Annotated in this window: 27 protein-coding genes; 16 read left to right on the top strand and 11 right to left on the bottom strand. The window is 72.6% G+C overall.

Annotated elements, in window-relative coordinates:
• Window positions 1-69: 69 nt before the first annotated feature.
• Window positions 70-915, top strand: coding sequence for a fused MFS/spermidine synthase (locus ABZ098_RS33300; RefSeq protein ID WP_356597457.1), 846 nt, complete (start codon window positions 70-72; stop codon window positions 913-915).
• Here ABZ098_RS33300 and ABZ098_RS33295 read toward each other — a convergent pair.
• Complete coding sequence (locus tag ABZ098_RS33295) at window positions 877-2172, bottom strand: MFS transporter (RefSeq protein WP_356597456.1); 1296 nt, start codon at window positions 2170-2172, stop codon at window positions 877-879. The two genes, ABZ098_RS33300 and ABZ098_RS33295, sit on opposite strands and share 39 nt — an antisense overlap.
• A gap of 225 nt (window positions 2173-2397) precedes the next feature.
• Between ABZ098_RS33295 and ABZ098_RS33290 the strand changes: the two genes are divergently transcribed.
• A complete protein-coding gene (locus tag ABZ098_RS33290) occupies window positions 2398-2835 on the top strand; it encodes a DUF4442 domain-containing protein (protein ID WP_356597522.1) in 438 nt (145 codons plus the stop codon).
• An 81-nt stretch (window positions 2836-2916) separates the two neighbouring features.
• Here ABZ098_RS33290 and galU read toward each other — a convergent pair whose 3' ends face one another.
• The gene (gene galU / locus ABZ098_RS33285) at window positions 2917-3891 is read right to left on the bottom strand and encodes a UTP--glucose-1-phosphate uridylyltransferase GalU (protein WP_356597455.1); all 975 of its coding nucleotides are present in this window, start codon (window positions 3889-3891) and stop codon (window positions 2917-2919) included.
• 492 nt (window positions 3892-4383) lie between these two features.
• Between galU and ABZ098_RS33280 the strand changes: the two genes are divergently transcribed.
• Entirely contained in the window at window positions 4384-6147 is a 1764-nt protein-coding gene (locus tag ABZ098_RS33280; protein ID WP_356597521.1) for an RICIN domain-containing protein, read from the top strand.
• A 99-nt stretch (window positions 6148-6246) separates the two neighbouring features.
• Window positions 6247-6900, top strand: coding sequence for a DedA family protein (locus ABZ098_RS33275; protein WP_356597454.1), 654 nt, complete (start codon window positions 6247-6249; stop codon window positions 6898-6900).
• 3 nt (window positions 6901-6903) lie between these two features.
• Here ABZ098_RS33275 and ABZ098_RS33270 read toward each other — a convergent pair whose 3' ends face one another.
• On the bottom strand, window positions 6904-7437 hold the full coding sequence (locus tag ABZ098_RS33270) for a gamma carbonic anhydrase family protein (protein WP_356597453.1): 534 nt from the start codon (window positions 7435-7437) through the stop codon (window positions 6904-6906).
• A 106-nt stretch (window positions 7438-7543) separates the two neighbouring features.
• On the opposite strand from ABZ098_RS33270, the gene ABZ098_RS33265 reads away from it, so the two are divergent.
• Window positions 7544-8299: an acyltransferase gene (locus ABZ098_RS33265; RefSeq protein ID WP_356597452.1), complete on the top strand. Its 756-nt coding sequence runs from the start codon at window positions 7544-7546 to the stop codon at window positions 8297-8299.
• A 99-nt stretch (window positions 8300-8398) separates the two neighbouring features.
• Here ABZ098_RS33265 and ABZ098_RS33260 read toward each other — a convergent pair whose 3' ends face one another.
• Window positions 8399-9256 carry a DMT family transporter gene (locus ABZ098_RS33260; protein ID WP_356597451.1) on the bottom strand — a complete coding sequence of 286 codons (858 nt, stop codon included), beginning with the start codon at window positions 9254-9256 and terminating at the stop codon, window positions 8399-8401.
• 93 nt (window positions 9257-9349) lie between these two features.
• Between ABZ098_RS33260 and ABZ098_RS33255 the strand changes: the two genes are divergently transcribed.
• Together ABZ098_RS33255 and ABZ098_RS33250 are read left to right on the top strand one after the other, a co-directional pair.
• On the top strand, window positions 9350-9922 hold the full coding sequence (locus ABZ098_RS33255; protein WP_356597450.1) for an XRE family transcriptional regulator: 573 nt from the start codon (window positions 9350-9352) through the stop codon (window positions 9920-9922).
• A 20-nt stretch (window positions 9923-9942) separates the two neighbouring features.
• Window positions 9943-10500: a YbaK/EbsC family protein gene (locus tag ABZ098_RS33250; RefSeq protein ID WP_356597449.1), complete on the top strand. Its 558-nt coding sequence runs from the start codon at window positions 9943-9945 to the stop codon at window positions 10498-10500.
• A 2-nt stretch (window positions 10501-10502) separates the two neighbouring features.
• Here the strand turns inward: ABZ098_RS33250 and ABZ098_RS33245 are convergent, their stop codons facing one another.
• On the bottom strand, window positions 10503-11594 hold the full coding sequence (locus ABZ098_RS33245) for a cation diffusion facilitator family transporter (protein ID WP_356597448.1): 1092 nt from the start codon (window positions 11592-11594) through the stop codon (window positions 10503-10505).
• Between the two features lie 17 nt (window positions 11595-11611).
• On the opposite strand from ABZ098_RS33245, the gene ABZ098_RS33240 reads away from it, so the two are divergent.
• Window positions 11612-11971: a metalloregulator ArsR/SmtB family transcription factor gene (locus ABZ098_RS33240; protein WP_356597447.1), complete on the top strand. Its 360-nt coding sequence runs from the start codon at window positions 11612-11614 to the stop codon at window positions 11969-11971.
• 4 nt (window positions 11972-11975) lie between these two features.
• Here the strand turns inward: ABZ098_RS33240 and ABZ098_RS33235 are convergent, their stop codons facing one another.
• The 3 genes from ABZ098_RS33235 to ABZ098_RS33225 form a co-directional block, all read right to left on the bottom strand.
• A complete protein-coding gene (locus ABZ098_RS33235) occupies window positions 11976-13187 on the bottom strand; it encodes a 4-hydroxybenzoate 3-monooxygenase (protein ID WP_356597446.1) in 1212 nt (403 codons plus the stop codon).
• Between the two features lie 77 nt (window positions 13188-13264).
• Window positions 13265-14902 (bottom strand): APC family permease, encoded by a 1638-nt coding sequence (locus ABZ098_RS33230; protein WP_356597445.1) that lies wholly within the window; start codon window positions 14900-14902, stop codon window positions 13265-13267.
• 151 nt (window positions 14903-15053) lie between these two features.
• Window positions 15054-15461 carry a CoA-binding protein gene (locus ABZ098_RS33225; protein ID WP_356597444.1) on the bottom strand — a complete coding sequence of 136 codons (408 nt, stop codon included), beginning with the start codon at window positions 15459-15461 and terminating at the stop codon, window positions 15054-15056.
• Between the two features lie 207 nt (window positions 15462-15668).
• On the opposite strand from ABZ098_RS33225, the gene ABZ098_RS33220 reads away from it, so the two are divergent.
• From ABZ098_RS33220 to ABZ098_RS33195, 6 genes are all read left to right on the top strand, one after another.
• The gene (locus ABZ098_RS33220; RefSeq protein WP_356597443.1) at window positions 15669-16385 is read left to right on the top strand and encodes a hypothetical protein; all 717 of its coding nucleotides are present in this window, start codon (window positions 15669-15671) and stop codon (window positions 16383-16385) included.
• Window positions 16382-16921, top strand: coding sequence for a histidine phosphatase family protein (locus ABZ098_RS33215; RefSeq protein ID WP_356597442.1), 540 nt, complete (start codon window positions 16382-16384; stop codon window positions 16919-16921). Before ABZ098_RS33220 ends, ABZ098_RS33215 begins: the two co-directional genes overlap by 4 nt.
• Before the next feature lie 166 nt (window positions 16922-17087).
• Window positions 17088-17312, top strand: coding sequence for a hypothetical protein (locus ABZ098_RS33210; RefSeq protein ID WP_356597441.1), 225 nt, complete (start codon window positions 17088-17090; stop codon window positions 17310-17312).
• A gap of 200 nt (window positions 17313-17512) precedes the next feature.
• Entirely contained in the window at window positions 17513-18139 is a 627-nt protein-coding gene (locus tag ABZ098_RS33205) for a YigZ family protein (RefSeq protein WP_356597440.1), read from the top strand.
• 103 nt (window positions 18140-18242) lie between these two features.
• A complete protein-coding gene (locus ABZ098_RS33200) occupies window positions 18243-19406 on the top strand; it encodes an exonuclease SbcCD subunit D (RefSeq protein ID WP_356597439.1) in 1164 nt (387 codons plus the stop codon).
• Complete coding sequence (locus tag ABZ098_RS33195) at window positions 19403-22396, top strand: SMC family ATPase (RefSeq protein WP_356597438.1); 2994 nt, start codon at window positions 19403-19405, stop codon at window positions 22394-22396. The genes ABZ098_RS33200 and ABZ098_RS33195 overlap by 4 nt, the downstream gene beginning before the upstream one ends.
• 2 nt (window positions 22397-22398) lie before the next feature.
• Here the strand turns inward: ABZ098_RS33195 and ABZ098_RS33190 are convergent, their stop codons facing one another.
• Window positions 22399-22845 carry an Lrp/AsnC family transcriptional regulator gene (locus ABZ098_RS33190; RefSeq protein WP_356597437.1) on the bottom strand — a complete coding sequence of 149 codons (447 nt, stop codon included), beginning with the start codon at window positions 22843-22845 and terminating at the stop codon, window positions 22399-22401.
• Between the two features lie 94 nt (window positions 22846-22939).
• Here ABZ098_RS33190 and ABZ098_RS33185 point away from each other — a divergent pair, with 94 nt between their 5' ends.
• Together ABZ098_RS33185 and ABZ098_RS33180 are read left to right on the top strand one after the other, a co-directional pair.
• A complete protein-coding gene (locus ABZ098_RS33185) occupies window positions 22940-23425 on the top strand; it encodes a rhodanese-like domain-containing protein (RefSeq protein WP_356597436.1) in 486 nt (161 codons plus the stop codon).
• A 71-nt stretch (window positions 23426-23496) separates the two neighbouring features.
• Window positions 23497-24012: an immunity 21 family protein gene (locus ABZ098_RS33180; RefSeq protein ID WP_356597435.1), complete on the top strand. Its 516-nt coding sequence runs from the start codon at window positions 23497-23499 to the stop codon at window positions 24010-24012.
• Between the two features lie 117 nt (window positions 24013-24129).
• Here ABZ098_RS33180 and ABZ098_RS33175 read toward each other — a convergent pair whose 3' ends face one another.
• Window positions 24130-25821 (bottom strand): DUF885 domain-containing protein, encoded by a 1692-nt coding sequence (locus tag ABZ098_RS33175; RefSeq protein WP_356597434.1) that lies wholly within the window; start codon window positions 25819-25821, stop codon window positions 24130-24132.
• Between the two features lie 33 nt (window positions 25822-25854).
• Window positions 25855-26349, bottom strand: coding sequence for an Lrp/AsnC family transcriptional regulator (locus ABZ098_RS33170; RefSeq protein ID WP_020122341.1), 495 nt, complete (start codon window positions 26347-26349; stop codon window positions 25855-25857).
• Window positions 26350-26389: the final 40 nt, after the last annotated feature.

Genomic DNA, 26389 nt, shown 5'->3' with positions numbered 1-26389 from the left:
GGGGGACTGCGGGCCCGGTCATGGCTGGTCGCGCAGTTCCCCGCGCCCCTGAGTCGGCACACTGGACGTGTGAATGACTCGATACCCGTCGCCAAGGCCACCGACTTCGGCTTCGCCAAGCTCATGCCCGACGTCGACCGGGAGCGGGCCTGGTTGCTGACCGTGGACGGGGCTCCGCAGTCCTACGTCGATCTGGACGAGCCGACGCATCTGGAGTTCGAGTACGCGCGGCGGCTCGGGCACGTCCTGGACGGCGTCGGGGAGCCGGGGCGGGCCCTGGACGTCGTACACCTCGGCGGGGGTGCTCTGACGTTGCCGCGGTATCTGGCGGCCACCCGGCCGGGGTCGCGGCAGGACGTCGTCGAGTTCGACCGGGGGCTGCTGGAGCTGGTCGCCGAACATCTGCCGCTTCCGGACGGGTCGGGTATCGCGCTGCACGCGGCCGACGCACGGGCGTGGCTGGAAAGCGCCCCGGCGGACTGTGCCGATGTGCTGGTCGCCGACGTCTTCGGGGGATCGCGCGTCCCGGCGCACCTGACGTCCCTGGAGTACGCCCGCGAGGCCGCGCGGGTGCTCCGGAGCGACGGCGTCTATCTCGCGAACCTCGCCGACGCGGCGCCCTTCACCTTCTTGCGGTCCCAACTCGCGAACTTCGCCGAGGTGTTCGAGGAGCTCGTGCTGATCGCCGAGCCGGGGGTGCTGCGCGGGCGGCGGTTCGGGAACGCGCTGCTCGTCGCCGCGCGTCTGCCGCTGGACACGGCCGCCCTGGCCCGGCGTACGGCGGCCGACGCCTTTCCCGCCCGGGTCGAACACGGCGCGGGGGTGCGGAAGTTCATCGGCGCGGCCCGGCCGGTCAGGGACGAGGAGGCCGTGGCGTCACCCGAGCCCCCCGACGGGGCGTTCGGAATCGGCTGACTCGGTCGCGGCCTGTGCGACCTGCTTGGTGCTCCGGCGCAGGTCGCGGACGTCCGGTACGCACAGGACCGCCGCCGTGACCGCCGCGATCAGGCCCGAGCAGCCCCACAGGGCCGCGGAGCGTCCGAACGCCGACTCCGCCGGGCCCGCCAGCGCGGCCGCGAGCGGCATGAGGGCGACCGAGCCGAACCAGTCGTAGGCCGAGACCCGGGAGAGCTTGTCCTCCGGTATCTCCTGGTGCAGGGCGGTCATCCAGGAGACCCCGAACACCTCGACGGTCGCGCCGGCCACGAACATCGCCGCGCACAGGAGGGGCACCGAGACCGGTACGGCCAGCGCCGCGGACGGCAGCGCCAGCGGGAACACGCAGAGGATGCCCACGAACAGCAGCCGGTGCGGCTTCCACCGGGTCATGAGGAGGGCGCCGACGACCGTGCCGGCGCCGAAGAAGCCGAGGGCCACGCCCCAGGGGCCCGCGCCGCCCAGGTGGTCACGGGCGACGAGCGGGCCGTAGACGGCGTCGGCGGCGCCCAGGACCGCGTTGGCCACGGAGAACTGCACGACGATGCCCCACAGCCACGGTCTGCTCGCGACCTCGCGCCAGCCGTCGCGGAGGTCGGCGAGCAGGCCGGCGCCCGGTTCGCGGGCCGGGATGTGACCGACGTCCAGGAAGCAGCGCAGCGAACCGGCGACCGCGAACGCGGCGGCGTCGGCCGCCAGCACCCAGCCGGGGCCCACGGCGGCGACCATCGCACCGCCGAGCGCGGCACCGCCCAGCGCCGCCCCCTGCATCGCCATCCGGAACACCGCGAAGGCCCGGCCGGCCTGCTCGCCGCTCACCGAGGACAGCAGCATGCCCTCGGCCGCCGGGCTGAAGAACGCGTGGCCCGTGCCGCCGAGCGCGGTGAGCAGCATCATCTGCCACAACTGCGGCTCGCCGGTCAGCACGAGGACGGCGAACGCGCCCTGGGAGAGACAGTTGAGGGTGTTGGCCGCGACCATCACGCGGTGCCGGGGAAGGCGGTCCGCCACGGCGCCGCCGATCAGCAGGAACACCACCAGCGGGAGGGTGCGCGCGGCGGCCACCAGGCCCACGTCGCCGCTGTCGCCGCCCGCCTCCAGCACGGCGAACGCGGCGGCGATCAGGGCGCCGTTGCTGCCGAGGTTGGTCACGAACGCGGCGCCGGTCAGCAGGCCGTAGTTGCGGCTCGCCCAAGCGGGTCTGCGGGCGCGGGAGGAGGTGGCGGAGGGGGTCACCGGCCGACTATCGCCGTCGAGGTGGCGCCTTGCCAAACCGTTTGCAGGCCAGATCGGGAGTGTGGCCGCCGGTTCCGGCCGTGTCCGCGTCGGTGTGGGGTTCTGAGGCGGCCTCTGCGTCGGAGTCTGCTCGGTGTCTGCGGCAAGGAGACGGCGGTCACTGGTGCCGGGCCTGGTCAGGGGCATCTACTCGTGGGTAACATCCCGGGCATGAGCGCAGACCAGATGTCCGTCGGCGAGATGCTCGCCGCCACCGTGCCCATGGTGCGGACCCTGAACCTCGAGTTCGTGGAGACCGGCCCGGAGAAGGTCGTGCTCGCCCTGCCCGACCAGGGGGAGTTCCACAACCACGTGGGCGGACCGCACGCCGGAGCGATGTTCACGCTCGGCGAGTCGGCCAGCGGGGCGGTCGTCCTGGCCGCGTTCGGCGACCAGCTCGCGCGGGCGGTACCGCTCGCCGTCAGCGCGGAGATCGCCTACCGCAAGCTCGCGATGGGCCCGGTGACCGCCACGGCGACCCTGGGCCGCCCGGCCTCCGAGGTCGTCGCCGAACTCGACGCCGGGGAGCGCCCGGAGTTCCCGGTCACGATCGAGATCCGCCGCGGGGACGGGGCGGTCACGGGCGAGATGACGGTGGTGTGGACACTGCGGCCGAACGGCTGAGTCCGGAGCAGGACGGCTGAGTCCGGGGGCGGGAGAGGCCGCACACCGATCTCCGGCAATCGGGCGGTCGGTCTCCGGCCCTCAGGCCGCCACCCGCGTCCCGCTGCGGCCCCCTCGCCCTCCTGCGATCCCCTCGCCGCTCTCCAGTTCCGTCACGAACCCCTTGAGCCAGTCGGTGAACTCCGGGCCCAGGTCGGGGCGGGCGCAGGCCAGGCGGACCACGGTGCGCAGGTAGTCCGCCTTGTCGCCGGTGTCGTAGCGGAGGCCGTCGAAGACGACGCCGTGGACCGTGCCGTCGCTCGCGAGGGTCTGGAGGGCGTCGGTGAGCTGGATCTCGCCGCCGCGGCCCGGCGGGGTCCGGTCGAGGACGTCGAAGACGGCGGGGTCGAGGACGTAGCGGCCGATGACCGCGTAGGCGCTCGGCGCGTTCTCGGGGGAGGGCTTCTCGACCAGACCGGTCACGCGGACAAGGCCCTCGTCCGCTGTCGGTTCCACCGCCGCGCAGCCGTAGAGGTGGATCTGCTCGCGCGGTACCTCCATGAGGGCGACCACGCTTCCGGCGTACCGGTCGCGGACGTCGAGCATCGTGCTGAGCAGGGTCTCGCGCGGGTCGATCAGGTCGTCGCCGAGGAGGACGGCGAACGGCTGGTCGCCGACGTGGCGGCGGGCGCAGAGCACCGCGTGGCCGAGGCCGAGCGGCTCGCCCTGGCGGATGTGGTGGATGTCGGCGAGGCGGGCCGGGTCGCGCACGGCGTCGAGCCGTACCGCGTCGCCCTTGGCCGCGAGGGCCTGTTCCAGCTCGAAGGCGTGGTCGAAGTGGTCCTCGATGGCCCGCTTGTGGCGGCCGGTGACCATCAGGACGTCGTGGAGCCCGGCCGCGGCGGCCTCCTCGACGACGTACTGGATGGCGGGCTTGTCGACGATCGGGAGCATCTCCTTCGGCGTCGCCTTGGTCGCCGGCAGGAACCGGGTGCCGAGCCCGGCGGCCGGGACGACCGCCTTGCGGACGGTGCCGGGGGCGGGGACGGTGGTGTCGGTCGCGTGGGGGACGATCATGCGGGACATGCTGCGTCACGCGGATGAGAGCACACCGGGAGAAGCCTGGGGGCCCGCTGTGGACCCGGCGGGGCGCGGGCGATTTCGTGTGCCAAGCATCCGGCTGCCGGGGACAACTCGGTGCCCGCGTCCCGCCTATTTCGAATACGGGTGCGGATACCGGCGGTAACTTTTCTGAACTCGCCTCTTTTTGAACATGGGTCACTCCACCTTCTTGTTTGCTGTACATCAATTGTGCGAAGGTGAGCGCCCCGCCGACGGCCGGGTCACATCTGACGCGGCATAGGTATGCACCAATCAGGCGCCTGCTTTCCGAGGACCGCATATTCCATGCGGTTCTGCGGCTTGGAAGGAATTGGTCCCGTGCAATCCGCTTACCCCCCACGACCCCCTTACGCGCCACGTCCCGGATCGAGTCCGGCGGAGTCCGACCGCAATCTCCTGGCCCGGCTGGGAGAGAACGGTGTGGACGGCCATGCCGTCGCGCTGCTGATGGCGCGGCACTGGCAGGCGACCTACGAATACTCGGTCATCTGCCTCGCCTCCTGGTCGGGTTCGGCCTCGATGGCGGCCGCGGCGGCTTTTCACCGTGTGCTCGGCCGGGCGGGTGAGGGTGCACTGCGCCCCCAACTTCTCGTTGCCGTGAGGGAGTTCGTCAAGGAGTGGGCCGCGGACGACGAGATATCCGCCGTGCTGCCGGAACTCCGCAAGACGATCGGTGGCCGTGGCCTGCGCGCGGCGAGGTCCGTCACCCCCGAAAGGCGACTGCTCGCCGAGCGCGCATTCCGGGCCCTTCCCGGAGCTTCCCAATGTCTGTTGTGGCATGTCGAGGTCGAAGCCGAACCCCTATCCGTACCGGCCGGTCTGCTGGGCGTGGACACGGTTCGTGCGGCGGCCGGCCTCGAGCAGGCGCGCGAGCAATTCCGTACCGGCTGTGTCCGTGCCCACCGGGAACTCGCGCCCACCAGTGAATGCCGTTTCTACAATCGTCTCCTGGATGTCCCGATTCGTCGGGGCGGGGGCCTTCTGCCCGATGTCCGCAAGCATCTGACGGAATGCCGGTACTGCCGTCACGCCGCCGAACAGCTCAGCCATTTCGAAGGCGGCCTGGAGGTGCTGCTCGCCGAGACGGTGCTCGGCTGGGGCGCCCACCGCTATCTCGACTCACGACCCGCGCGTGCCGCCGAGCGGCCGGCCCCGTCCCTGCCCGGCGCGGCCCGCACGAAGCACGGCGGGCGCCACCGCCCCGCCCCGGCAGGCCCGCTCGCCCAGCCGCGCAAGAGCGCCCGGGCCGTCCTCGTGGGCGCCGGTCTGACCTCCCTGGCCCTGCTCGCGACGGTGCTGGTCACCAAGGGCTGGTCCGACGACGGCGGTGTTCCCATGCCCGGCGCCACCTGGGGCGCGGTGAGCGGCAACACCGTACGGCCGAGCCCGTCGCAGGTCTCGCAGGACGCCGGTTCCCCGTCCACCGCCTCCATGGGCAACCCCGTCGAGGTCGGCCACGGCACGCTCCGCAACGCCGGCGACGGCCGGTGCCTGGACACCGGCCACCCGCGGACCGCGGGCGGTACGAAGGCCGTGCTCGCGGAATGCTCCTCCGCCGCGTCCCAGCAGTGGACGTACCAGGAGGACGGACTGCTGCGCAGTGCGGCCGACCCCGGGCTCTGCCTGGACGCGGACACCGAGAAACGGTCGGTCGTGGTCGCCGACTGCCTGACCCACGCCGGAGAGGTCCGCTACGACCTCACCGTGCGCGGCGAACTGCTGCTGCGCCGGGGCAAGGGGCTCCTGGTCGCTCCCGGCAAGGGGGAGAGCGTCGTCGTCACCGAGCGCGACGGATCGAAGGGCCAGCGGTGGCTGCTGGAGTCCGCGGCGGAGAGCGCGCCGGCCGAGCAGGGAACGCGCTCGCCGCAGGACAGGGGGCCGGGGCAGGACGCGGAGTCGGGCCGGCCCTCCGGAGAGTCCGGCGGAGATCCGACCGCACCCGATCTCGCCCCGCCGCCCCCGCCCTCCGGTTCCGACGCCCACCCCGAACAGGATTCCGGCCAGCCCTCGGAGCAGCACGGAAGCCCGTCCCAGCAGTACGGGACCCGGGCGGCGCAGGTCGACCACAGCGACAGCGGGCCTGCCGTTCCGGTCGAGCAGGCCGGTGCGGCGGTGGGCGCGGTCGCGGACACCGTGGCATCGGCGACGGCGTCCGGCGCCTCCTCCCTCGGCGTACTCGTCGCCGGTGCGGGGCGGAGCTTCGGCGGGTGAGCCGGTGCTCCCGACGCCGGATCTCCTGAACCGGTAGGCTTCCCCGGCGTGCGTCGGCAGGTGGCGCACGCGGGGAACGCGACTTGGGAGGAACCGGCGTTGCACGTCCAGGAATGGCTCGACACCGTGCCCCCGGCCGCCGTCTACGCCCTGGTGGGCCTGGTCATCGGCCTGGAGAGCCTGGGCATTCCGCTGCCCGGCGAGATCATCCTGGTCTCCGCCGCGCTGCTGTCCTCGCAGCACGCGGGGATCAACCCCGTGGTGCTCGGCGCGTGCGCCAGCGTCGGGGCGATCGTCGGTGACTCCATCGGCTACGCGATCGGACGCAAGGGCGGGCGGCCCCTGCTCACCTGGCTGGGCAACAAGTTCCCGAGGCACTTCAGCGAGGGCCATGTCGCCACGGCGGAGCGGTCCTTCGAGAAGTGGGGCATGTGGGCGGTGTTCTTCGGCCGCTTCGTCGCACTGCTGAGGATCTTCGCCGGACCGCTCGCCGGTGTGCTGCGGATGCCGTACTGGAAGTTCCTGATCGCCAACGTGCTCGGCGGGATCGTCTGGGCGGGCGGTACGACGGCGGTCATCTACTACGTAGGGATCGTCGCGGAGTCCTGGCTGAAGAAGTTCTCGTGGCTCGGGCTCGTGCTGGCCGTGCTGATCGGCCTGACCTCGATGCTGGTGCTCAAGCGCAAGGCGAAGAAGGCGACGGCGCAGACGCAGTCGGCGGCCGAACCGGAGCCCGTCCCGGCCGCCGACTGACCCTCACGGTGTCTCGTGCACCTCGTGGTGGGCCTTGGCGAGGTCCGAGTAGAGCGTTCCGTTCAGGGTGACCCCCTGACGCTCCTCCTCCGTCAGCTCCCGGCGCACCTTCGCCGGTACGCCCGCCACCAGCGAACCGGGCGGAACCAGCATGCCCTGCGGTACCAGCGCCTGGGCCGCGACCAGGGAACCCGCTCCGATCACCGCGCCGTTCAGCACGGTCGCTCCCATGCCGATCAGGCAGTCGTCCTCGACCGTGGCGCCGTGGACGACGGCGTTGTGACCCACGGACACGCGCTCGCCGATCGTCACCGGGAAGCCGGGGTCTGCGTGGAGCGTGCAGTTGTCCTGGACGTTGCTCTGGGCGCCGACTGAGATGCGTTCTACATCACCGCGGGCCACCGCGCCGTACCAGAGGCTCGCTCCCGCCTCAAGCGTGACGTCTCCGATCACCGACGCGGTGGGCGCCACGAAGGCCTCCCCGTGAATCTGCGGGTCCCGGCCGCCGATGCCCGTGATCAACGCCTTGTGCGCCATTTCGCCTCCTGGTTCGTGATATCCCGCACCGTACGCCACCCGGTTGGGGCGAAGATCACAAGCCCGCGGGCTCATGCGGACGGCGCGCGCTCAGTACGGTGAGCTCGTGCCGAAGAGCAAGAACACGTTCTCATCCTGGCGGGGCCGCCTCGTGCAGCGTGCCGTCCACGCGGGCTGGGCCTGGGTGCAGCGCACGGGCTCCGTCACCGCCGAGCGCCCGGGGCGCTTCCGCTTCGGCGCGCTGGGGGCGCACACCCGGCTGGCCTTCCCGCTCGGCACGGTCTTCGGCGAGCCGTGGATCCACGTCGGCTCCCACTGCATCGTCGGCGAGCAGGTCACCCTGACCGCCGGCCTGATGCCCGACCTGGATCTCGGCCCGGAGCCGATCCTGCGCATCGGCGACGGGGTCGTGCTGGGCCGCGGCAGCCATGTCATCGCCGACACCACGGTCACCATCGGCAGCGACTGCTACTTCGGCCCGTACGTCTACGTGACGTCCACCAATCACTCCTACGACGATCCCCACGAGCCCATCGGCAAGCAGTGGCCGCGGATGGAGCCGGTGGAGATCGGTTCGGGGTGCTGGATCGGGACCGGGGCGGTGATCCTGCCCGGCGCGCGGATCGGGCGGAACGTCGTCGTGGCCGCCGGTGCCGTCGTGCGGGGGGTGGTGCCGGACCACGCCGTGGTCGCGGGGGCGCCCGCCCGTGTCGTACGCCGATGGACCGCCGAGGACGGCTGGCAGCCGCCGCTGCGCACGCCGGCGCCGGTGCCGATCCCTCCGGGGGCCACGGCGGAGGAGTTGAACGCGTTGGCGGGGTTGGACGAGGAGACCGTGGCGAAGTTGGCGGAGCTGGACTGAACGCGCCTGGCGAGTGCCTGGTTCGGTTGTCGGGCGGCTGCGGGTTCGTGGGGGCCTGTCGCGCAGTTCCCCGCGCCCCTGAAGGGGCGCGCCGGAGCCTCACCCCGCCGCCAGGAGCAGGGTGCCCACCAGGGCCAGGCCCGCGCCCGCCGCCTGGAGGGTGCGCAGGCGCTCGCTGAGGAAGCCCCGGGCGGCCAGGGCCGTGACCACCGGGTACAGCGAGGCGAGGACCGCGGCCACCGTGACCGGGCCGTGCTGGGCGGCCACCGCGTACGTGCCGTTGGCCGCCACGTCCGCGAGGCCGACGAAGGCGAGGGCGGGTAGGGACGGCCAGGGGAAGCCGGGGGTCGGCAGGGCGGGGGTGCCTCGTCGCACCGAGCCGAACAGCGCAGCGCCCCCCACCACCACGCTGACCAGACGCTGCACGAACAGGGCCAGGAACAGGCCGGTGACGGTCGTGGACGCCTCCGCGATCAGGGCGAAGACCGCGCCGAACCCGAGGGCCGCGATCAGGGTGAGGACGATCGCCTGCCGTTGCACCGGGGCTCCGCGCAACTGGGGGCCGCCCGCCAGGATCACTCCGACGACGGCCACCGCGATGCCCGCGGCCTGCACGAGCCCGGGCCGCTCACCGAGGACGAGGCCCACGCCGACCGGGACCGCCACGCTGAGCGTGCCCAGGGGCGAGACGACTCCCATCGGGCCCAGCGCGAGCGCCTTGTAGAAGCAGATGAGGGCGACCGGTCCGGCCAGCCCGGCGGCGAACGCGAACCACAGCCGGGGACCCGCCTCGCTCCAGCCGCCCGTCGCCACCACTATCGCGCCGAGCACGCCCGCCGCGATCGCCTGCGAGACGACCACCACCGTGAGCGCCGGGAGCCGCCGGGTCAGCACCCCGCCGCCGAAGTCGGCCAGGCCCCACAACAGGCTGGTGGCCAGGGCGAAGAGTGCTGTCACGGCGTGCCTCGCAGTACAGTTCGGTGAACGATCGGGTACACCCCACCGTAGTTCATTCAGTTGCACTGTGTCATACATGATATTGGACGTGACGTGTCGGACCTCGACCTGCTGACCCAGTCCCTGGCGCGCAACGTCAAGCGCTGGCGGACCGAACGCGGCTTCACCCTGGACGCGCTCGCCGCCCGGGCCGGAGTCAGCCGCGGCATGCTGATCCAGATCGAGCAGGCCCGCACCAACCCCAGCCTCGGCACCGTCGTGAAGATCGGCGACGCCCTCGGCATCAGTATCACCACGCTGCTCGACTACGAGCAGGGACCGAAGGTGCGGGTCGTCCCGCCCGAGCAGGTGGTGCGGCTGTGGAGCACCGACGCGGGAAGCTGGAGCAGGCTCCTCGCGGGCGCCGAGGCCCCCGGCCCGCTGGAGATGTGGGAGTGGCTGATGATGCCGGGCGAGAGTAGCCGCTCGGATCCGCACCCGGCCGGGACGGTCGAGATCCTGCACGTCACCGAGGGTGAGATGACCCTGACCGTCGACGGTGTCGAGCACCGGGTCCCCGCTGGGGCGAGCGTCACCTTCGAGGCCAACGCCGAGCACGTGTACGCCAACCAGGGCGAGGTCCCCGCGCGGTGGATGCTGGCCGTCTCGGTGCCGGCCGTGCCCTGAGCGGCTGTTAGCGTGCCGTCATGGACGCACCCATCGGACACTTCGACCACGCCACCCCCGCCCCCGCCGCCCTCGACGAGCTGGTCCGCCCGGTCGCCGACGCCGTACGCCACTGGAGCGGCAGCGTCCCCGCCGAGCAGATCGTGTACGTCGACACCGACCCGCGGTGGGCCGACACCGCGGTCTTCGTCGAGCACTACGGCCAAGAGCTCCTGGAGCAGTCGGCGAACTGTGTCGTGGTGGCCGGCAGGCGCGGCGGTGAGACCACGCTCGCCGCATGCGTGGTGCTGTCCACCACCCGGGTCGACGTCAACGGGGTCGTCCGCCGCCAACTCGGCGCCCGCAAGGCGTCCTTCGCCTCGATGGACACGGCGACCGGGGAGAGCGGCATGGAGTACGGCGGCATCACCCCGATCGGACTCCCCGCCGACTGGCCGCTGTTGATCGACTCGGCCGTGGTCGACCTGCCCTACGTCCTGGTCGGCAGCGGGCGGCGACAAGGGAAGCTGCTGGTGCCCGGCAAGGCGTTCGCGGAACTGCCGGGCGCCGTGGTGCTGGAGGGACTGGGCGTCGCCTGAGCTCAGGCCGACGCGTGGTGGGCCAGGGCGTGATGCGGGTCCGCCTCGCCCGGCACCGGCGCCGGATCGGCGTGCACCAGGGCTGCCGTGAGGCGGGGCACCGCGTGCAGCAGGGCGTGCTCGGCGGCCACGGCCACCGCGTGCGACTGACGTACCGTCATCTCGCCGTCCACCACCACGGCCACCTCCGCACGCAGGCGGTGCCCGATCCAGCGCAGCCGCAACTCGCCCACCCCGCGCACCCCTTCGACCTCGCGCAGCGCCCCCTCGGCACGGTCCACGAGGGCCGGGTCGACGGCGTCCAGCACCCGCCGGAACACCTCGCGCGCCGCGTCCCGCAGCACCAGCGTGATCGCGGCCGTGATCGCCAACCCCACGATCGGGTCGGCGAGTTGCCAGCCCAGGGCCGAGCCGCCGGCCCCGACGAGCACGGCCAGTGAGGTGAACCCGTCGGTGCGGGCGTGCAGTCCGTCCGCCACCAGGGCGGCCGAGCCGATGTCCCGGCCCACCCGGATGCGGTAGCGGGCGACCCACTCGTTGCCCGCGAAGCCCACCAGCGCGGCCGCGGCGACCGCCGGGACGTGCGCCACGGGACGTGGGTCGAGCAGCCGGTCGATCGCCGCCCACCCCGCGAAGGCCGCGCTCGCGGCGATCGTCAGCACGATCACGATGCCCGCGAGATCCTCGGCGCGGCCGTAGCCGTACGTGAAGCGGCGGGTGGCCGCGCGCCGGCCCAGCACGAAGGCGATGCCCAGCGGTACGGCGGTCAGCGCGTCCGCCGCGTTGTGCACCGTGTCGCCGAGCAGCGCGACGGACCCGGACACGACCACGACGACCGCCTGCGTCAGGGCCGTGACCCCCAGCACCGCCAGCGAGACCCACAGGGCGCGCATGCCGCGGGCGGAGGACTCCAGGGCGGAGTCGAGCTTGTCGGCGGTCTCGTGGGAGTGGGGGGTGAGGAGGTGGGCGAGGCGGTGGCGCAGCCGGTGGCTCCGGTGCCCCTGCCCGTGTTCGTGCGGGTGAGGGTGTTCGTGGTGGTGGCCGCTCACGTGCTGCCCCTTCCGTGCGCGCGGTGGTGGACGTACCGCGTCCATGGAGCCATTATGTGCGTATGAGCGCACGCATGCACCTATCAACTGCACACGATGCGCACCCGCGCACCCCCGGCGAGGAACAGTTCGCCCTCGCCGCCGAGATCCTCGCCCTGCTCGGCGACCGCACCCGCCTCACCCTGCTGCACGCCCTGGCCGGGGGAGAGGCCGACGTCACCACGCTCACCGAGGCGTGCGGGGCGGCCCGGCCCGCCGTCAGCCAGCACCTGGCCCGGCTCCGGCTGGCCGGGCTGGTGAACACGCGGAAGGAGGGACGCCGGGTGGTCTACGCCCTGCGCGACGGCCATCTGCGCCGGCTCGTCGACGAGGCCCTGAGCGTGGCCGACCACCGGCTCAGCGACCGGCCGGTGCACGACTGAGGGATCAGTAGGCGGCCGCCGTGCCGAGATACTGCTCCGCGAAGGCGGTGGCAGCGGCGGGTGAGGTGAACAGGCGGCGCAGGCGGGCGAAGGTGGTGCCCGCGCGGTACTCGTCGCCCGACGAGGTGCCGTGGTAGACCTCGGAGAGCCACTGGGAGAACTCCTGGTAGTCCCACACGCGCCGCAGACAGGCCTGCGAGTAGCTGTCGAGTCCGCTGCCGTCGCCCTCGCCGAGGTAGGCGACGAGCGCGTCGCCGAGCAGGAAGGCGTCGTGCAGGGCGAGGTTCATGCCCTTCGCCGCTATGGGCGCGGTGAGGTGGGCGGAGTCCCCCGCGAGGAAGAGACGGCCGAACGTCATCGGCTCGACCACGTAGTTGTGCATGTCGAGGACGCGTTTCTCGATCAGCCGGCCCTCGGTGAGCGGCGGGGTGCCGTCCGCGCCCAGGCGCTGCTGGAGTTCGGCCCAGACCCGGTCGTGGGACCAGTTCTCGGGGTCGTCGCCGGGCGGGCACTCCAGGTAGTAGCGGGTGACCTCGGGGCTACGGGCCATGTGCCCGGCGAAACCGTTCGGGTGGATGCCGAACAGGACGCAGTCGGAGGACGGCGGCGCCTCGGCGAGCAGCGCCAGCCAGCCGACGCCGTAGTCGTGCCGGGCGATGTTCGTGGTCTCGGGCAGGACGGTGCGGGTCACCCCGCGGGCCCCGTCGCAGCCTGCCACGAACTCGCACTCGACCAGCTGCCGTTCGCCTGTTTCGGCGTCGGTGTACGACACGGACGGCCGGGGTGTCTCCAGGTCGTGCAGCCGGACGTCCCGGACGCCGAAGCGGATCTCGCCGCCCCGTACGTCGGCGTACTCGTGGACCAGGTCCGTGACCAACAGGGGCTGGGGGTAGACGAAGTGGTGCTGTCCCGTCAGCTCGCCGTAGGTGAAGCGGAAGCGGTCGCCGGCGAAGCGGAACTCGCACTCGGTGTGCACCTGGGCGCGCTCCAGCAGGGTGTCGGCGAGACCCCGCCGTTGCAGACCCCGTACCGCCCACTCCTCGATGACGCCCGCGCGCGGCCGCCGCTCGATGAACGCGCGGGTCTCCACCTCCAGGACCAGGCAGTCGACGCCGGCGGCCCGCAGGATGTTGCCGATCGTCAGCCCGGCGGGTCCGGCACCGACGACGACGACCGGAAAGCGCTGTGGGGCAAGGGAGTTGGGGTGGGACGTCACCCGGTCATTATGTCGGCCCTCCGGTCGGGACGGGGAGGGCCCGGGTGCCTCCGCGGCGAGGCACCCGGGCGCTCGTCTCAGTGCGCGGGCGCGTCGGTGACGACGACCTCGTCGATGCTGCGCTCGATCTCCGCGGCCGGGGACGCGGTGGCCCTGGCCCAGTGGTAGATGACGAGCGAGAAGACGGCGATGAGCGCGATGTCCCACCACAGGGCGATCCGGCCCGAGCCGCCGAAGCCGCCCTGCCAGGAGATCAGGCCCATGCCCACCAGGTAGACCGGCAGCCACTGGGCGGCCTTCCAGTCCAGGCGGGGCGCGTCGGGCAGGTTCTTGGCGATGGCGTAGCGCGCGTAACCGCCGAGCAGCACGTAGCCGAGGAGGATCGCGACCCCCAGCCGCCACAGGGTGTGCCAGCCGGCCCAGTAGATGATGAGGTTGGCCACCACGAAGGACAGCGGGGACAGGACCGAGCCCGCGGGCAGCCGGTAGGGGCGCTCGTGGTGCGGCAGCCGGTCCGCGAAGACGCCGTACGCCAGCGGGGCACCGGCGTACATCAGGACGCTCGCCGACGTGATGAAGCTGACCAGCTGCTGCCAGCTCGGGAAGGGCAGGAAGCAGACCACGCCGGTCACGAAGGAGATGGCGAGGCCGAACCAGGGCACGCCCCTGCGGTCGGTGCGCTCGAACAGCCTGGGCGCGTAACCGTTCCTGGCCAGGCCGTAGGAGACCCTGGAGGTCGCCGTGGTGTAGATGAGCCCGGTGCCGCCCGGTGAGATCACCGCGTCCAGGTACAGCACCACGCTCAGCCAGCCCAGGCCGACGAGGGTCGCGAGACCGGCCCAAGGACCGGTGATCCCCGGGTAGTCGAGCTTCGCCCAGCCGTGGGCGAACGTGCTGTGCGGCAGCGCGCCGATGAACACGACCTGGAGCAGTACGTAGATGACCGCGCCGATGGCGACCGAGCCGATGGTCGCGCGCGGCAGGTCCCGCCGGGGGTTGCGGCTCTCGCCCGCCAGCTGGATGGCCTGCTCGAAGCCGAGCAGGGCGAAGATGATGCCGCTGGTGCTGATCGCGCTCAGCACACCCTTGGCGCCGAACGGAGCGAAGCCCTCCGAGTGGAAGTTGGCCGGGTGGAAGTTGCCGATCGCGATGATGAAGATGGCCGCCAGCGGCACCGCGATCTTCCACCAGGTGGCGGCGCTGTTGGTGTGCGCGAGTGCCCGTACGCCGAGGAAGTTGACGACCACGAAGACGGCCATGAGGAGTACCGCGACGAGGAGTCCGCTCGTGGTGAGCGTCTTGTCCGCGTGCTGGAGTCCACGCGCCCACGACCAGTGACCGGCGTAACCGATCATCGCCTCGACCTCGATCGGCGCCACGGTCGCCGCCTGGAGCCAGGAGAACCAGCCGAAGGACATTCCGGCGAGGCCGCCGAAAGCGTAGTGCGGATATCGTGCGGTGCCGCCGGCCACCGGGAACATACCGCCGAGTTCCGCGTGGACCAGGGCGAGCAGCACGATGGCCACCGCGCCGATCACCCACGAGATGACGGCGGCGGGCCCGGCCACGACGACCGCTTCCTGGGCGCCGTAAAGCCAGCCCGAACCGATGATGGAGCCCACCGAGGCCCACATGAGCCCGATCAGCCCCACGTCCCGCCGCAGACCGCCGCCCGGTATCCCCTTTGTCTCAGGTGCTGAATCGACGCTTACCATAAATTAAGGGGCCTCTCACGAATTACATACATTTACTGTGTGAGCGGCCCCAGATTACGAATCCACCGCCTTTGAGTTAAAGGCGGTTGTCGTGTATTTGACTTCTCTGCGGGGAATTCCTTGCGAGTGTTTCAGGAATTCGGGAGAGAGGTCAGCCCAGGTGGGGGATCTCGATCGCCGGGCACCTGTCCATGACCATGTCGAGGCCGGCGGCACGGGTGCGGTCGTACGCGGGCTCGTCGATCACGTCGAGCTGGAACCACACGGCCTTCGCGCCCTTGGCGACGGCCTCGTCGGCGACCGCTCCGGCGAGGTCGCTGTTCACGAACACGTCGACCACGTCCACGTCGAAGGGGATGTCCGCGAGGGAGGCGTACCCCCGCTCGCCGTGCACGGTCTCCGCCTTGGGGTGGACCGGCACGATCCGCTTGCCGTAGCGCTGGAGCACCTCGGCTACGCGGTAGGCCGCGCGCCGCTGGTTCGACGACAGGCCCACGACGGCCCAGGTGTCGCCGAGTTCGGTGAGGATCTTGCGGACCGTCGCTGGGTCGCCGTACACGTCGGATCTCCTAGGGAAGAAGGAAGGGGGAACTGCGGCATGGGAGGGAACACCGGCCGCCGTCCGGGTCTTCCCGGGGCTGGGGCTGGGGCTGGGGCTGGGGCCGGGGCCGGGGTCAGGGTCGGGGTCCGCTACCGCGTGCGTGAGCGTGTCCGGAATACCGGTCAGTCGGCTGCGCGGAGCGCTCCGCCCGCCTACGCTCGCCCCGTGCTGCGCATCACCGACGCCCGAACCGGCGAGACCGTCGACGCCGTCCCCGCCCGCAGGGGCCTGACCCGAGTCGAAGCCCATGTGCCGGGCTACGACGCCTCCGCCCTGCGCGTCCTGCTCGTCGCCGACCTTCTCGTCCGCGCCCTGGAGATCGGCGGCACGCCCGTGTGGGCGCTGCTCACCGGCGGCCGCGAACAGGCCGAGCTGCACGCGGACGCCGCCGCCCTGGGCATCCGGCCCTTCGAGGACCGCCGGGACGTCGGCCCCGGCTGGGGAGACTCCCAGGTCCTCCACGTGGTGGGGGAGGGCGGCGCCGCCCCGGACGGGGTCCGCGTCGCCGTCGCCCCCGTCGGGACACCGGACGTCCCGCAGGTCGCCGACCCCGCCGAGGTCCGCCTCGCCCTGCTCACCCCGCCCCGGAGCACGCCCGCCCAGCTCGACGGGACAGCCCTGAACGACGCCCAGGACACCCTCGTACGCTGGCGCCGGGCCGTCGCCGACTGGGCCCGGCATCCGTCCCGGCCCGTCCCCGACGAGGTGCGCGGACGGCTCCGTACCGCCTGGGAGGACGACCTGGACGTACCCGAGGTGCTGCGCGTGCTGCGGTGGGTCGAGGAGTCGGACCTGCCGGAGGGCGCCCGTTTCGAGACGTACGCCTACGCGGACCGGCTGCTCGGGCTCGAACTCACCCGCGACCTGGGAGCCCCGGCATGATCGAGCGCCCCGGAGCGGGCCCGCTGCGCCGGCTGGTCGTGCTGAGACACGCCAAGTCCGCCTGGCCCGAGGGCGTCGCCGACCACGAACGCCCCCTCGGGCCCCGCGGCCGCCGGGACGCGCCGGAGGCGGGCCGTGTCCTCGCCGCCTCCGACCTGCTCCCCGACCTCGCGCTGTGCTCCACCGCCGTGCGCGCCCGGCACACCTGGGAGCTGGCGTCCGCCGAGTGGGGCACCCCGCCGCCGGTACGCCTCGACCCCGAGCTGTACGGGGCCGACGTACCGGAGCTGCTGGCGGCCGTGCACGAGACACCTCCCGAGGTCGTGACGCTGCTCCTCGTCGGGCACAACCCCGGCCTGGAGGAGCTGGTCCTCACGTTGGCCGGGGACAGCCTCGACGACGCGCTGGACGAGGTGCGGGTGAAGTTCCCGACCTCGGCGATCGCGGTGCTGGCCTGGCACGGCACGTCCTGGCGGGCTCTGGAGCCGGGGACGGCACTGCTCACGTCCGTGATGGTGCCGCGCGGGAGGAAGTGACCGGGGGAGGACCACGAGGTCCACCCGGCCACGACCGGTGTTCGATCACGGATCAACGGGCCGCGTTCGAAAGTCCACGGCCCGTTTGCCGCGCGTCACATGGGAGGAGGGCGACGGGAACCGGTCCCCATGACCAACGCCCACAGCCGCTCACTACACTCCCACGATGAACAACATACGGTGCACCCACTGCGGTGCGGTGGGGCTGGAGCCGGGCTTCGTCGAGGACTCCGGACAAGGCGCTCGCGGGTTCGCGCGGTGGATCGCGGGCCCCCTTCAGCGAGGCCCGCTCGGCGGTGCCAGGAGGATGGGCCGGCCCCATTGGCAGATCGATGCCTATCGCTGTCCCACCTGCGCACATCTGGAACTGTTCGCCGCCCAGCGGGACTAGGGCGTTTCTGAGGGCTCTTGGCGGCTTTCTCACCGACCGGGTGATAGCCACCCTGGTGGTCCTGCGCTTCCAGCTTCCGCACGCGGCTGTGCCCGTTCCCTACGACGTTGACCGCTCCACAGTCACCCGGGCAGTCCATGAGATCCGCCCGCTCCCGCTCCCGCTCCTGGCGACGCGCACCACGCCGTTAGGCTGGCCGGATGCAGGACGAGTACCGCACAGTGGCCCGCGCGGGCGTGCACGAGACCGAGGTCAACCGCTCCCGTTTCCTGTGCGCCCTCGCCCCCGCGGCCACCGAGCAGGAGGCCCAGGACTTCGTCGCGTCGGTCCGCAAGGAGCACGCCGACGCCACCCACAACTGCTACGCGTACGTCATCGGCGCCGACGCCGCGATCCAGAAGGCGAGCGACGACGGCGAACCCGGCGGCACCGCCGGCGTCCCCATGCTCCAGATGCTGCTGCGCCGGGACATGCGGTACGTCGTCGCCGTCGTCACCCGCTACTACGGCGGCGTCAAGCTCGGCGCGGGCGGACTCATCAGGGCGTACGGCGGCGCGGTCGGCGAGGCCCTGGACACCCTCGGCACCCTCACGCGCCGCCGGTTCCGCCTCGCCACGGTGACCGTCGACCACCAGCGCGCGGGCAAGGTGCAGAACGACCTGCGCTCGACCGGCCGCGAGGTCCGGGACGTCCGCTACGGCGAGGCGGTCACGATCGAGATCGGGCTGCCGGACGCGGACGTGGAGGCGTTCCGGGGATGGCTGGCGGACGTGACCGCGGGGACGGCGGGGTTCGAGCTCGGAGGAGAGGCGTACGGAGACGCCTAGTTGGGCTTTCCGGACATAACGGGCCTTCCGGAGTCGGGGTATGACGGGTCGATACGGGAGTAACCGCCCGTGATGTCAGACCCGGCCGTTAGGGTCGGGGATCATGAGACTGCTGCACACTTCCGACTGGCATCTCGGCCGGGCGTTCCACCGGGTCAACATGCTCGGGGCCCAGGCCGAGTTCATCGGTCACCTCGTCACGACCGTGCGGGAGCACGGGGTCGACGCGGTGGTCGTGTCGGGAGACGTGTACGACCGCGCGGTGCCGCCGCTCGCCGCGGTCGAGCTGTTCGACGACGCCCTGCACCGGCTCGCCGACCTCGGCGTGCCGACGGTGATGATCTCCGGGAACCACGACTCCGCCCGCCGCCTCGGCGTCGGCGCGGGACTCATCGGGCGCGCCGGCATCCATCTGCGGACCGAGCCGGCGGCGTGCGGAACTCCCGTGGTGCTCTCCGACGCTCACGGCGACGTGGCCTTCTATGGTCTGCCCTATCTCGAACCCGCCCTGGTGAAGGACGAGTTCGGCGTGAAGAAGGCGGGGCACGAGGCCGTGCTCGCCGCCGCCATGGACCGGGTCCGCGCCGACCTCGCCACGCGCGCGCGGGGGACGCGGTCCGTCGTCCTCGCCCATGCCTTCGTCACTGGCGGCGAGGCCAGCGACAGCGAGCGGGACATCACCGTGGGCGGAGTGGCCGCCGTGCCCGCCGGTGTCTTCGACGGGGTCGACTACGCGGCCCTCGGGCATCTGCACGGCAGCCAGACCATCACCGAGCCCGTGCGCTACTCCGGCTCCCCGCTGCCGTACTCCTTCTCGGAGACCGACCACCGCAAGAGCATGTGGCTCGTCGACCTGGACGCCCGGGGCGCGGTCACCGTCGAGCGTGTCGACTGCCCTGTGCCGCGGGCGCTGGCCCGGATCCGGGGGACGCTGGAGGAGCTCCTCGCCGACCCGCGGCTCGTGCCGCAGGAGGAGGCCTGGGTCGAGGCGACCCTCACCGACCCGGTCCGCCCGGCGGAACCCATGGCCCGGCTCTGTGAGCGCTTCCCGCACACCCTCAGCCTCGTGTTCGACCCCGAGCGGGCGCCGGACGACCCCGACGTGTCGTACGCCCGGCGGCTGGCCGGACGCAGCGACCAGGAGATCGCCGAGGACTTCGTGGCCCATGTGCGCGGCGCCGGGCCCGACGAGCGGGAACAGGCCGTGCTGCGGGACGCGTTCGACGCCGTGCGCGCGGACGACGCCGTGCGGGAGGTGGCGCGGTGAGGCTGCACCGGCTGGACATCACCGCCTTCGGGCCGTTCGGCGGCTCCCAGACGGTCGACTTCGACGAGCTGTCGGCGGCCGGCCTGTTCCTGCTGCACGGGCCGACGGGCGCCGGGAAGACCTCCGTCCTCGACGCCGTGTGCTACGCGCTGTACGGCTCGGTGCCCGGGGCTCGGCAGAGCGGCCAGGGGACGGCACTGCGCAGCGACCACGCCGCCCCGAGCACCCGCACCGAGATCCGCCTCGAACTCACCGTCGCCGGACGCCGGTTGGAGATCACCCGCCAACCCCCGTGGGAGCGACCCAAGAAGCGCGGTACCGGTACGACGCTCGACAAGGCCCAGAGCTGGCTGCGCGAGTACGACCCGCCCTCCGGGGCCTGGAAGGACCTGAGCCGGTCCCACCAGGAGATCGGTGAGGAGATCACCCAGCTCCTCGGCATGAGCCGCGAACAGTTCTGCCAGGTCGTGCTGTTGCCCCAGGGCGACTTCGCGCGCTTCCTGCGGGCCGACGCCGAGGCGCGCGGCAAGCTGCTGGGACGGCTCTTCGACACGCACCGGTTCGCCGAGGTCGAGAAGCGGCTGGCGGAGCGTCGCCGCGCGGCCGAGGCACAGGTCCGCGAGGCCGACGCCGCGCTGCTGGCCGACGCGCACCGCATGCAGCAGGCGGCCGGCCACGCCATGGAGCTGCCCGAACTGGCGCCCGGTGAGCCCGGGTTGGGCGAGGCCGTCCTGGGCGCGGCCGCCGTCGCCCGCAGCACCGCCCGCGAACAGCTGACGATCGCCCACTGCGGGCTCACCGCCGCCGAGTCCGCTCAGGCCGCCGCCGAGCGCGCCCTGGCCGACGTACGCGAAGTCGACCGGCTGCAACGCCGGTTCGCCCAGGCGCGTGAGCGGGCCGCGCTGCTGGCGGAGCGGGCCGACGGCTACCACCAGGCGCAGGCCCGGATGGAGCGGGCCCGCAAGGCGGAGGCGGTGGCACCCGCGCTGGAACTTCGGGAGGCGGCCGAGGCCGAGCACCGCAGGGCGGCCGAGGCCGAGACACGCGCGCGTGAGCGGCTGCCGGAGACCTTCGCCGGGGCGGGCGCCGCCGGACTCGCGACCGCCGCACGCCGGGCGGCCGAGGAGCTGGGCGGCCTGGATTCGGCCCGGCGCGCCGAGCGGCGGCTCACCGAACTCGTCCGCGAACGCGCCGACCTGGACAGCGAGGAGCGCTCCGACGAGGACGTCCTCCAGGAGGCCGAAGCCTGGCTGGCCGGCTGGGAGGAGGCCCGCGCGGGCCTCCAGCACGCCGTCGAGTCGGCCCAGGAGGCGGCCACCCGCGCCGAACAGCTCGCCGTGCAGCGGGAGCCCGCCCGCAAGCGGCTCGCCGCCGCACGCCAGCGCGACCAGTTCGCCCGGGACACCGACGACGCCCAGCGGCAGGTCATCGACGCGACGGACCGGGCACAGCAGGCCCGCGCCCACTGGCTGGACGTCAAGGAGCGGCGGCTGAACGGCATCGCCGCCGAGCTGGCCGCACAGCTCACCGACGGCGAGCCCTGCGCGGTCTGCGGCGCCACCGCACACCCCGCCCCCGCCCGCAAGGACGCCGGCCACGTCGACCGGGAGACCGAGGAGCACGCGCTCGCCACCTCGCAGCACGCCGACGAACAGCGGGCCGAGGCCGAGCGGCGCCTCGCCTTCGTCCAGCGGGCGCTGGCCGCCGCCCAGGGCGAGGCCGGCGACACCTCCACCGAGGAACTCGCCGTCCAGGCCGACGAGTTGGAGCGCGAGTACGCGCACGTCCGCACCCTCGCCTCGGCGCTGCACACCGCGACGGAACAGCTGCGGCAGGCCGAGCGGGAGCGCGAACAACGCCTGACCGCCCAGCAGGAGGCCGCCGTGCGCACCGCCTCGCGCGCCGCCCGTCGGGACGCCTTGGCCAGGGAACACACCACCCTGGAAGCGGAGTTGGCCGAAGCGCGCGGCGCCGCCGACAGCGTGGCCGCCCGCGCCGCCCAGCTGGAGCGGCAGGCCGCGCTGCTCACCACCGCCGCCGACAGCGCGCGCGTCGCCGAGGACACCGCCCAGCGGCTCAAGGACGCCGACGCCCGCCTCGCCGACGCAGCCTTCCGGGCCGGCTTCGACACCCCGCAGGCCGCGGCCGACGCCCTCCTCGACGAGGCGGCCCACCGCGACCTCCAGCACCGGCTGGATGCCTGGCAGGCCGAGGAGGCAGCCGTACGGGCCGTGCTCGCCGAGTCCGACACCGCGGAGGCGGCCCAGCGGCCGCCCGCCGATGTCCTCGCCGCCGAGCGGGCCGCCGCCGACGCGGGCCGCCGGGTCCGCGAGGCCGCCTCCGCGCGCGACGCGGCCGCCCGGCGCTGCGCGGAGCTCGACCGGCTCTCCGCCCGCTCGGCCGACGGCCTCAGGCGACTGGCGCCGCTGCGTGCGGAGTACGACCGGGTGGCCCGTCTGTCCGCGCTCGCCGCGGGCACCTCCGCGGACAACGAACGCAAGATGCGTCTGGAGTCCTATGTGCTCGCGGCCCGCCTGGAACAGGTGGCGGCCGCGGCGACCGTGCGCCTGCAACGGATGTCGTCCGGCCGCTACACCCTCGTCCACTCCGACGGCCGCACCGGCCGCGGCCGCAGCGGCCTGGGACTGCACGTCGTCGACGCCTGGACGGGACGCGAGCGGGACACGGCCACACTGTCGGGCGGCGAGACCTTCTTCGCCTCGCTCGCCCTGGCCCTCGGTCTCGCGGACGTCGTCACCGACGAGGCCGGCGGGGTCCGGCTCGACACCCTCTTCATCGACGAGGGCTTCGGCAGCCTCGACGACCAGACCCTGGACGAGGTCCTCGACGTCCTGGACTCCCTGCGGGAACGCGACCGCAGCGTGGGCATCGTGAGCCATGTCGCCGATCTGCGCCGCCGCATCCACGCCCAACTGGAGGTCGTGAAGGGCCGGTCGGGGTCGGTGCTGAGACAGCGCGGCGGCGTCTGAGCTCAGCGCCCCAGGGGCCGCCGGGGGAGCGGGGAGGAGTAGACGACGCTCGTGGTCACCGAGCCCAGCGTGCCGATCTTGCCCGTCACCTCCTCCAGGTGCCCCATCGAGCGGGTGGCGACCTTGATGACGAAGCAGTCGTCGCCGGTCACGTGGTGCGCCTCCAGGATCTCGGGCGTCACGGCGACCAGGTCGTGGAAGGGCTTGTAGTTGCCGTTGGGGTACCGGAGGCGGACGAACGCCAGGATCGGCAGGCCCAATCGGTCGGGGTCCACGACGGCGGCGTACCCCTGGATGACACCCGCCTCCTCCAGTCGCCGCACCCGTTCGGTGACCGCGCTCGCGGACATCGAGACGGCACGGGCGAGCTCGGCGAAACTGGCCCGGCCCTCCCGCTGGAGGACGTCGAGGATGCGCCAGTCGGTGGCGTCCGGGGAATACGCGGTCATGCCCGAGGAATAGCAGGGGAATCCCCGGCCCGGCAAGGCTCACGCCGGGGAATGCTCCTTCAGGTGATGGATCATCAACCGTAGATTTCTGGGCATGACGACAACCGACTCACTCACCCTGAACCCCGTCCTGCGGGCCGCCCCCGCCGCCCCGGCCGAGGCCGCCGCCTACTTCCGCGCCAGCCTCGTCTTCCACGCGGACGTCTCCGACGTCGCCACCACGCTCGCCGCGGACGAGGACCCCGGTTTCGTGGTCCTCGACTCCCGTTCCACCGCCGCCTGGGACCAGGGCCACGTCCCCGGCGCGGTCCACCTGCCCACCGCCCTCATCCCCGAGCAGGCCGGGCAACTCCTCGACAGGTCCGTGCCGGTGGTGACGTACTGCTGGGGTCCCGGCTGCAACGGAGCCACCCGCGCGGCGCTCGCACTCGCCGAACTCGGCTACCAGGTCAAGGAGATGCTCGGCGGCTTCGAGTACTGGGTGCGCGAGGGCTTCGCGTTCGAGACCGTGGAGGGTCGGGAGCGGCGCGCCGCCGACGCGTTGACCGCACCGGCCGACGCGGAGGACTGCGGCTGCTGACTCCTGGGGATTCCGGTGGGGTTCCTGTGCAGGTGCAACCCTGAGGTTCCGGTGCGTGTAGGTTCTGGCCCATGGTGCGATACGCGGAGCCGGGCGCGGTGGAGTGGGTCGAGTCGGGCGGCGGTCCGCTCATAGCGGTGCCGGAGACGGTGCTGCCGTTCTGGGCGGGCGCCGACGGCGACGAGACGGCCTCCGACTACGACCGGGCCTGTGAAGTCGACGGCTGTGTGGGCCTGCTGCCGGTCGGCGACGCCGCGGCCCTGGTCCTCGGGGACGAGCCCGCCTCGACGTCCTATCTCCCCGAATACGACACCTTCGTACGGTGGTACGCCGCCGACTCCGAGGACGAACTCCTCGCCGAGGTCCCGTCCGCCCTCGCCACCGCCGTCTGGGAGGACGAGGTGAGCTGGACGGTGCCCGGCCCGGTCGTCCTGTTCGACGCGGCCTGGCCCGGCAGCGACTCGGTCGGCACCGACCACCTGAAGGTCTCGCTCGCCCCCGGCCGGTACGCGGTACGCGCCGCCAACGTGCGGCCCGGTCCGGAGACCTGGCTGGGTCTCGTGCAACTGCGGCGGCTCCCGGACTGAGCACGGTTCACCTGAGCTGCCGAGGCGGGCCGGACGAACCGGCCCGCCTCATCACCTGTCCGACGTACGGAACACAGCGACGAACCGGCCTGCCACGTCACCGTTCCGTCGTACGGATCACAGCCGGGCCAGCTCGTCCACCAGGTCGTCGAGCCCCAGTGAACCCTGCGACAGCGCCGCCATGTGCCAGGCCTTGAGGTCGAAGGCGTCGCCGTGCCGCTCGCGGGCCTTCTCGCGGCCCAGCAGCCAGGCCCGCTCGCCGAGCTTGTAGCCGATCGCCTGGCCGGGGATCGTGAGGTAGCGGGTCAGCTCGCTCTCCACGAAGTCCGCCGGACGGCTGCTGTGCGAGCCGAAGAACTCCTGCGCCAGCTCAGGGGTCCAGCGCTCACCCGGGTGGAAGGGGGAGTCCGCCGGGATGTCCAGCTCCAGGTGCATGCCGATGTCGACGATGACCCGCGCGGCCCGCATCATCTGCGCGTCGAGGTAGCCGAGCCGCTGCTCGGGGTCCGTGAGGAAGCCCAGCTCGTCCATCAGCCGCTCCGCGTACAGCGCCCAGCCCTCGGCGTTGGCGCTGACCCCGCCCACCGTGGCCTGGTAGCGGGAGAGGTTCTCCGCGACGTGGGCCCACTGGGCGAGCTGGAGGTGATGGCCGGGCACGCCCTCGTGGTACCAGGTCGAGACGAGGTCGTAGACCGGGAAACGGGTCTGGCCCATCGTGGGCAGCCAGGTGCGGCCGGGGCGCGAGAAGTCCTCCGACGGGGCCGTGTAGTACGGGGCCGCCGCACCGCCGGGCGGGGCGATGCAGGACTCCACCTTCCGTACCCGCTCGGCGAGTTCGAAGTGGGTGCCGTCGAGCGAGTCGATCGCCTGGTCCATCAGGCCCTGGAGCCAGTCGCGGACCTCGTCGACGCCCTCGATGTGCTTGCCGTGCTCGTCGAGGTGGGCGAGCGCCACCCACGGCGTCGCGGCGCCGGGCAGGATCTTCTCGGCCTCCTGCTTCATCTCGCCGAGCAGCCGGTGGAACTCGGACCAGCCGTAGGCGTACGCCTCGTCCAGGTCGAGGTCCGTGCCGTTGAAGTAGCGCGCCCAGCGGGCGTACCGTTCCCGGCCCACCGTGTTCGGGGCGCCCGCGATCGTCGGCGCGTACACGTCCCGCATCCAGTCGCGCAGCTCCACCACGGCGGAGGTCGCGGTGCGGGCGGCCTCGTCCAGCTCCGCGCGCAGCGCCTCGGGGCCGGCCGCGACGAAGTCCTCGAACCAGCCGCGGCCGTTGCCGTCGGTGTCCGCCCACTCGGTGAGCTGGTCGACGAAGGTGGCGGTCGGACGCGGTGCCGCGTACAGCTTGCGCTCCAGACCGAGGGCGAGGGACTCGCGGTAACCGGCGTACGCGGCCGGTACCGCGCGCAGCCGCTGAGCGATCGCCGCCCAGTCCTCCTCCGTCTCCATCGGGGTGACGGTGAAGATCTCCCGGATCGAGTGCGCGGCCGTGGCCATGTTGCCGACCGAGCGCAGGCCCTCGTCCGCCTCGTGCACGGCGAGTTCGGCCGTCAGCCGCTCCCGCAGCAGCCGGCCGCAGCGTCGCTCGATGTCGCTGTCAGCGCCGGGCCGGCGCTCGGCCTCGTCGAGCCTCGCGAGCGTGGCCCGCTGAAGCTCCGCGAGCGCCTCCTGACCCGCCGGCGACGTGTCGGGAAGCTTGCTCGAACTCTCCTTCACACCCAGGTAGGTGCCGGTGATCGGATCGAGGGCGATGAGCTCGTCGACGTAGGTGTCGGCGACCTGACGGGGCAGCGGGTTCTGAGTCTCAGACATGCGGTCCATCCTCATACGCGGACCTCGCGGGAGTCACCCCGATTCCGCTGTCGGCGTGGCAGGCGGAAGGAGCGGCCCGCACTCCCACTGCTGGAAGATCAGCCGGGTCTCCACCCGGGCCACCTCGCGCCGGGACGTGAACCCGTCAAGGACCAGCCGCTGGAGATCCGCCATGTCGGCCACGGCCACGTGCACGAGGTAGTCGTCGGGGCCGGTCAGGTGGAAGACGGTCCGTGACTCCGGCAGCGCCCGGATCCGCTCCACGAACGGCCCCACCAGCTCCCGCCGGTGCGGCCTGACCTGCACCGACAGCAGCGCCTCCAGACCCCGGCCCAGCTTCGCCGGATCCAGCCGCAGCTGATGTCCGAGGATGACGCCCGAGCGGCGCAGCCGGGTCACCCGGTCCAGACAGGTGGACGGCGCGACACCGACCTGGGCGGCGAGATCGCGGTAGGTGGTCCGGGCGTCGTTCTGCAACAGCCGCAGCAGATGCAGGTCCACCGGGTCCAGTACGACAGATTCGGCCATCGGCCGAACGTAGCACGGGCTTCTTACCGTGAACGCCGGT

The sequence above is a fragment of the Streptomyces sp. NPDC006335 genome (assembly GCF_040612795.1).
Classification (GTDB): Bacteria; Actinomycetota; Actinomycetes; order Streptomycetales; family Streptomycetaceae; genus Streptomyces.
Note: the sequence above shows the minus strand (reverse complement) of the source record. Positions and strands in the feature narration are given on the sequence as shown.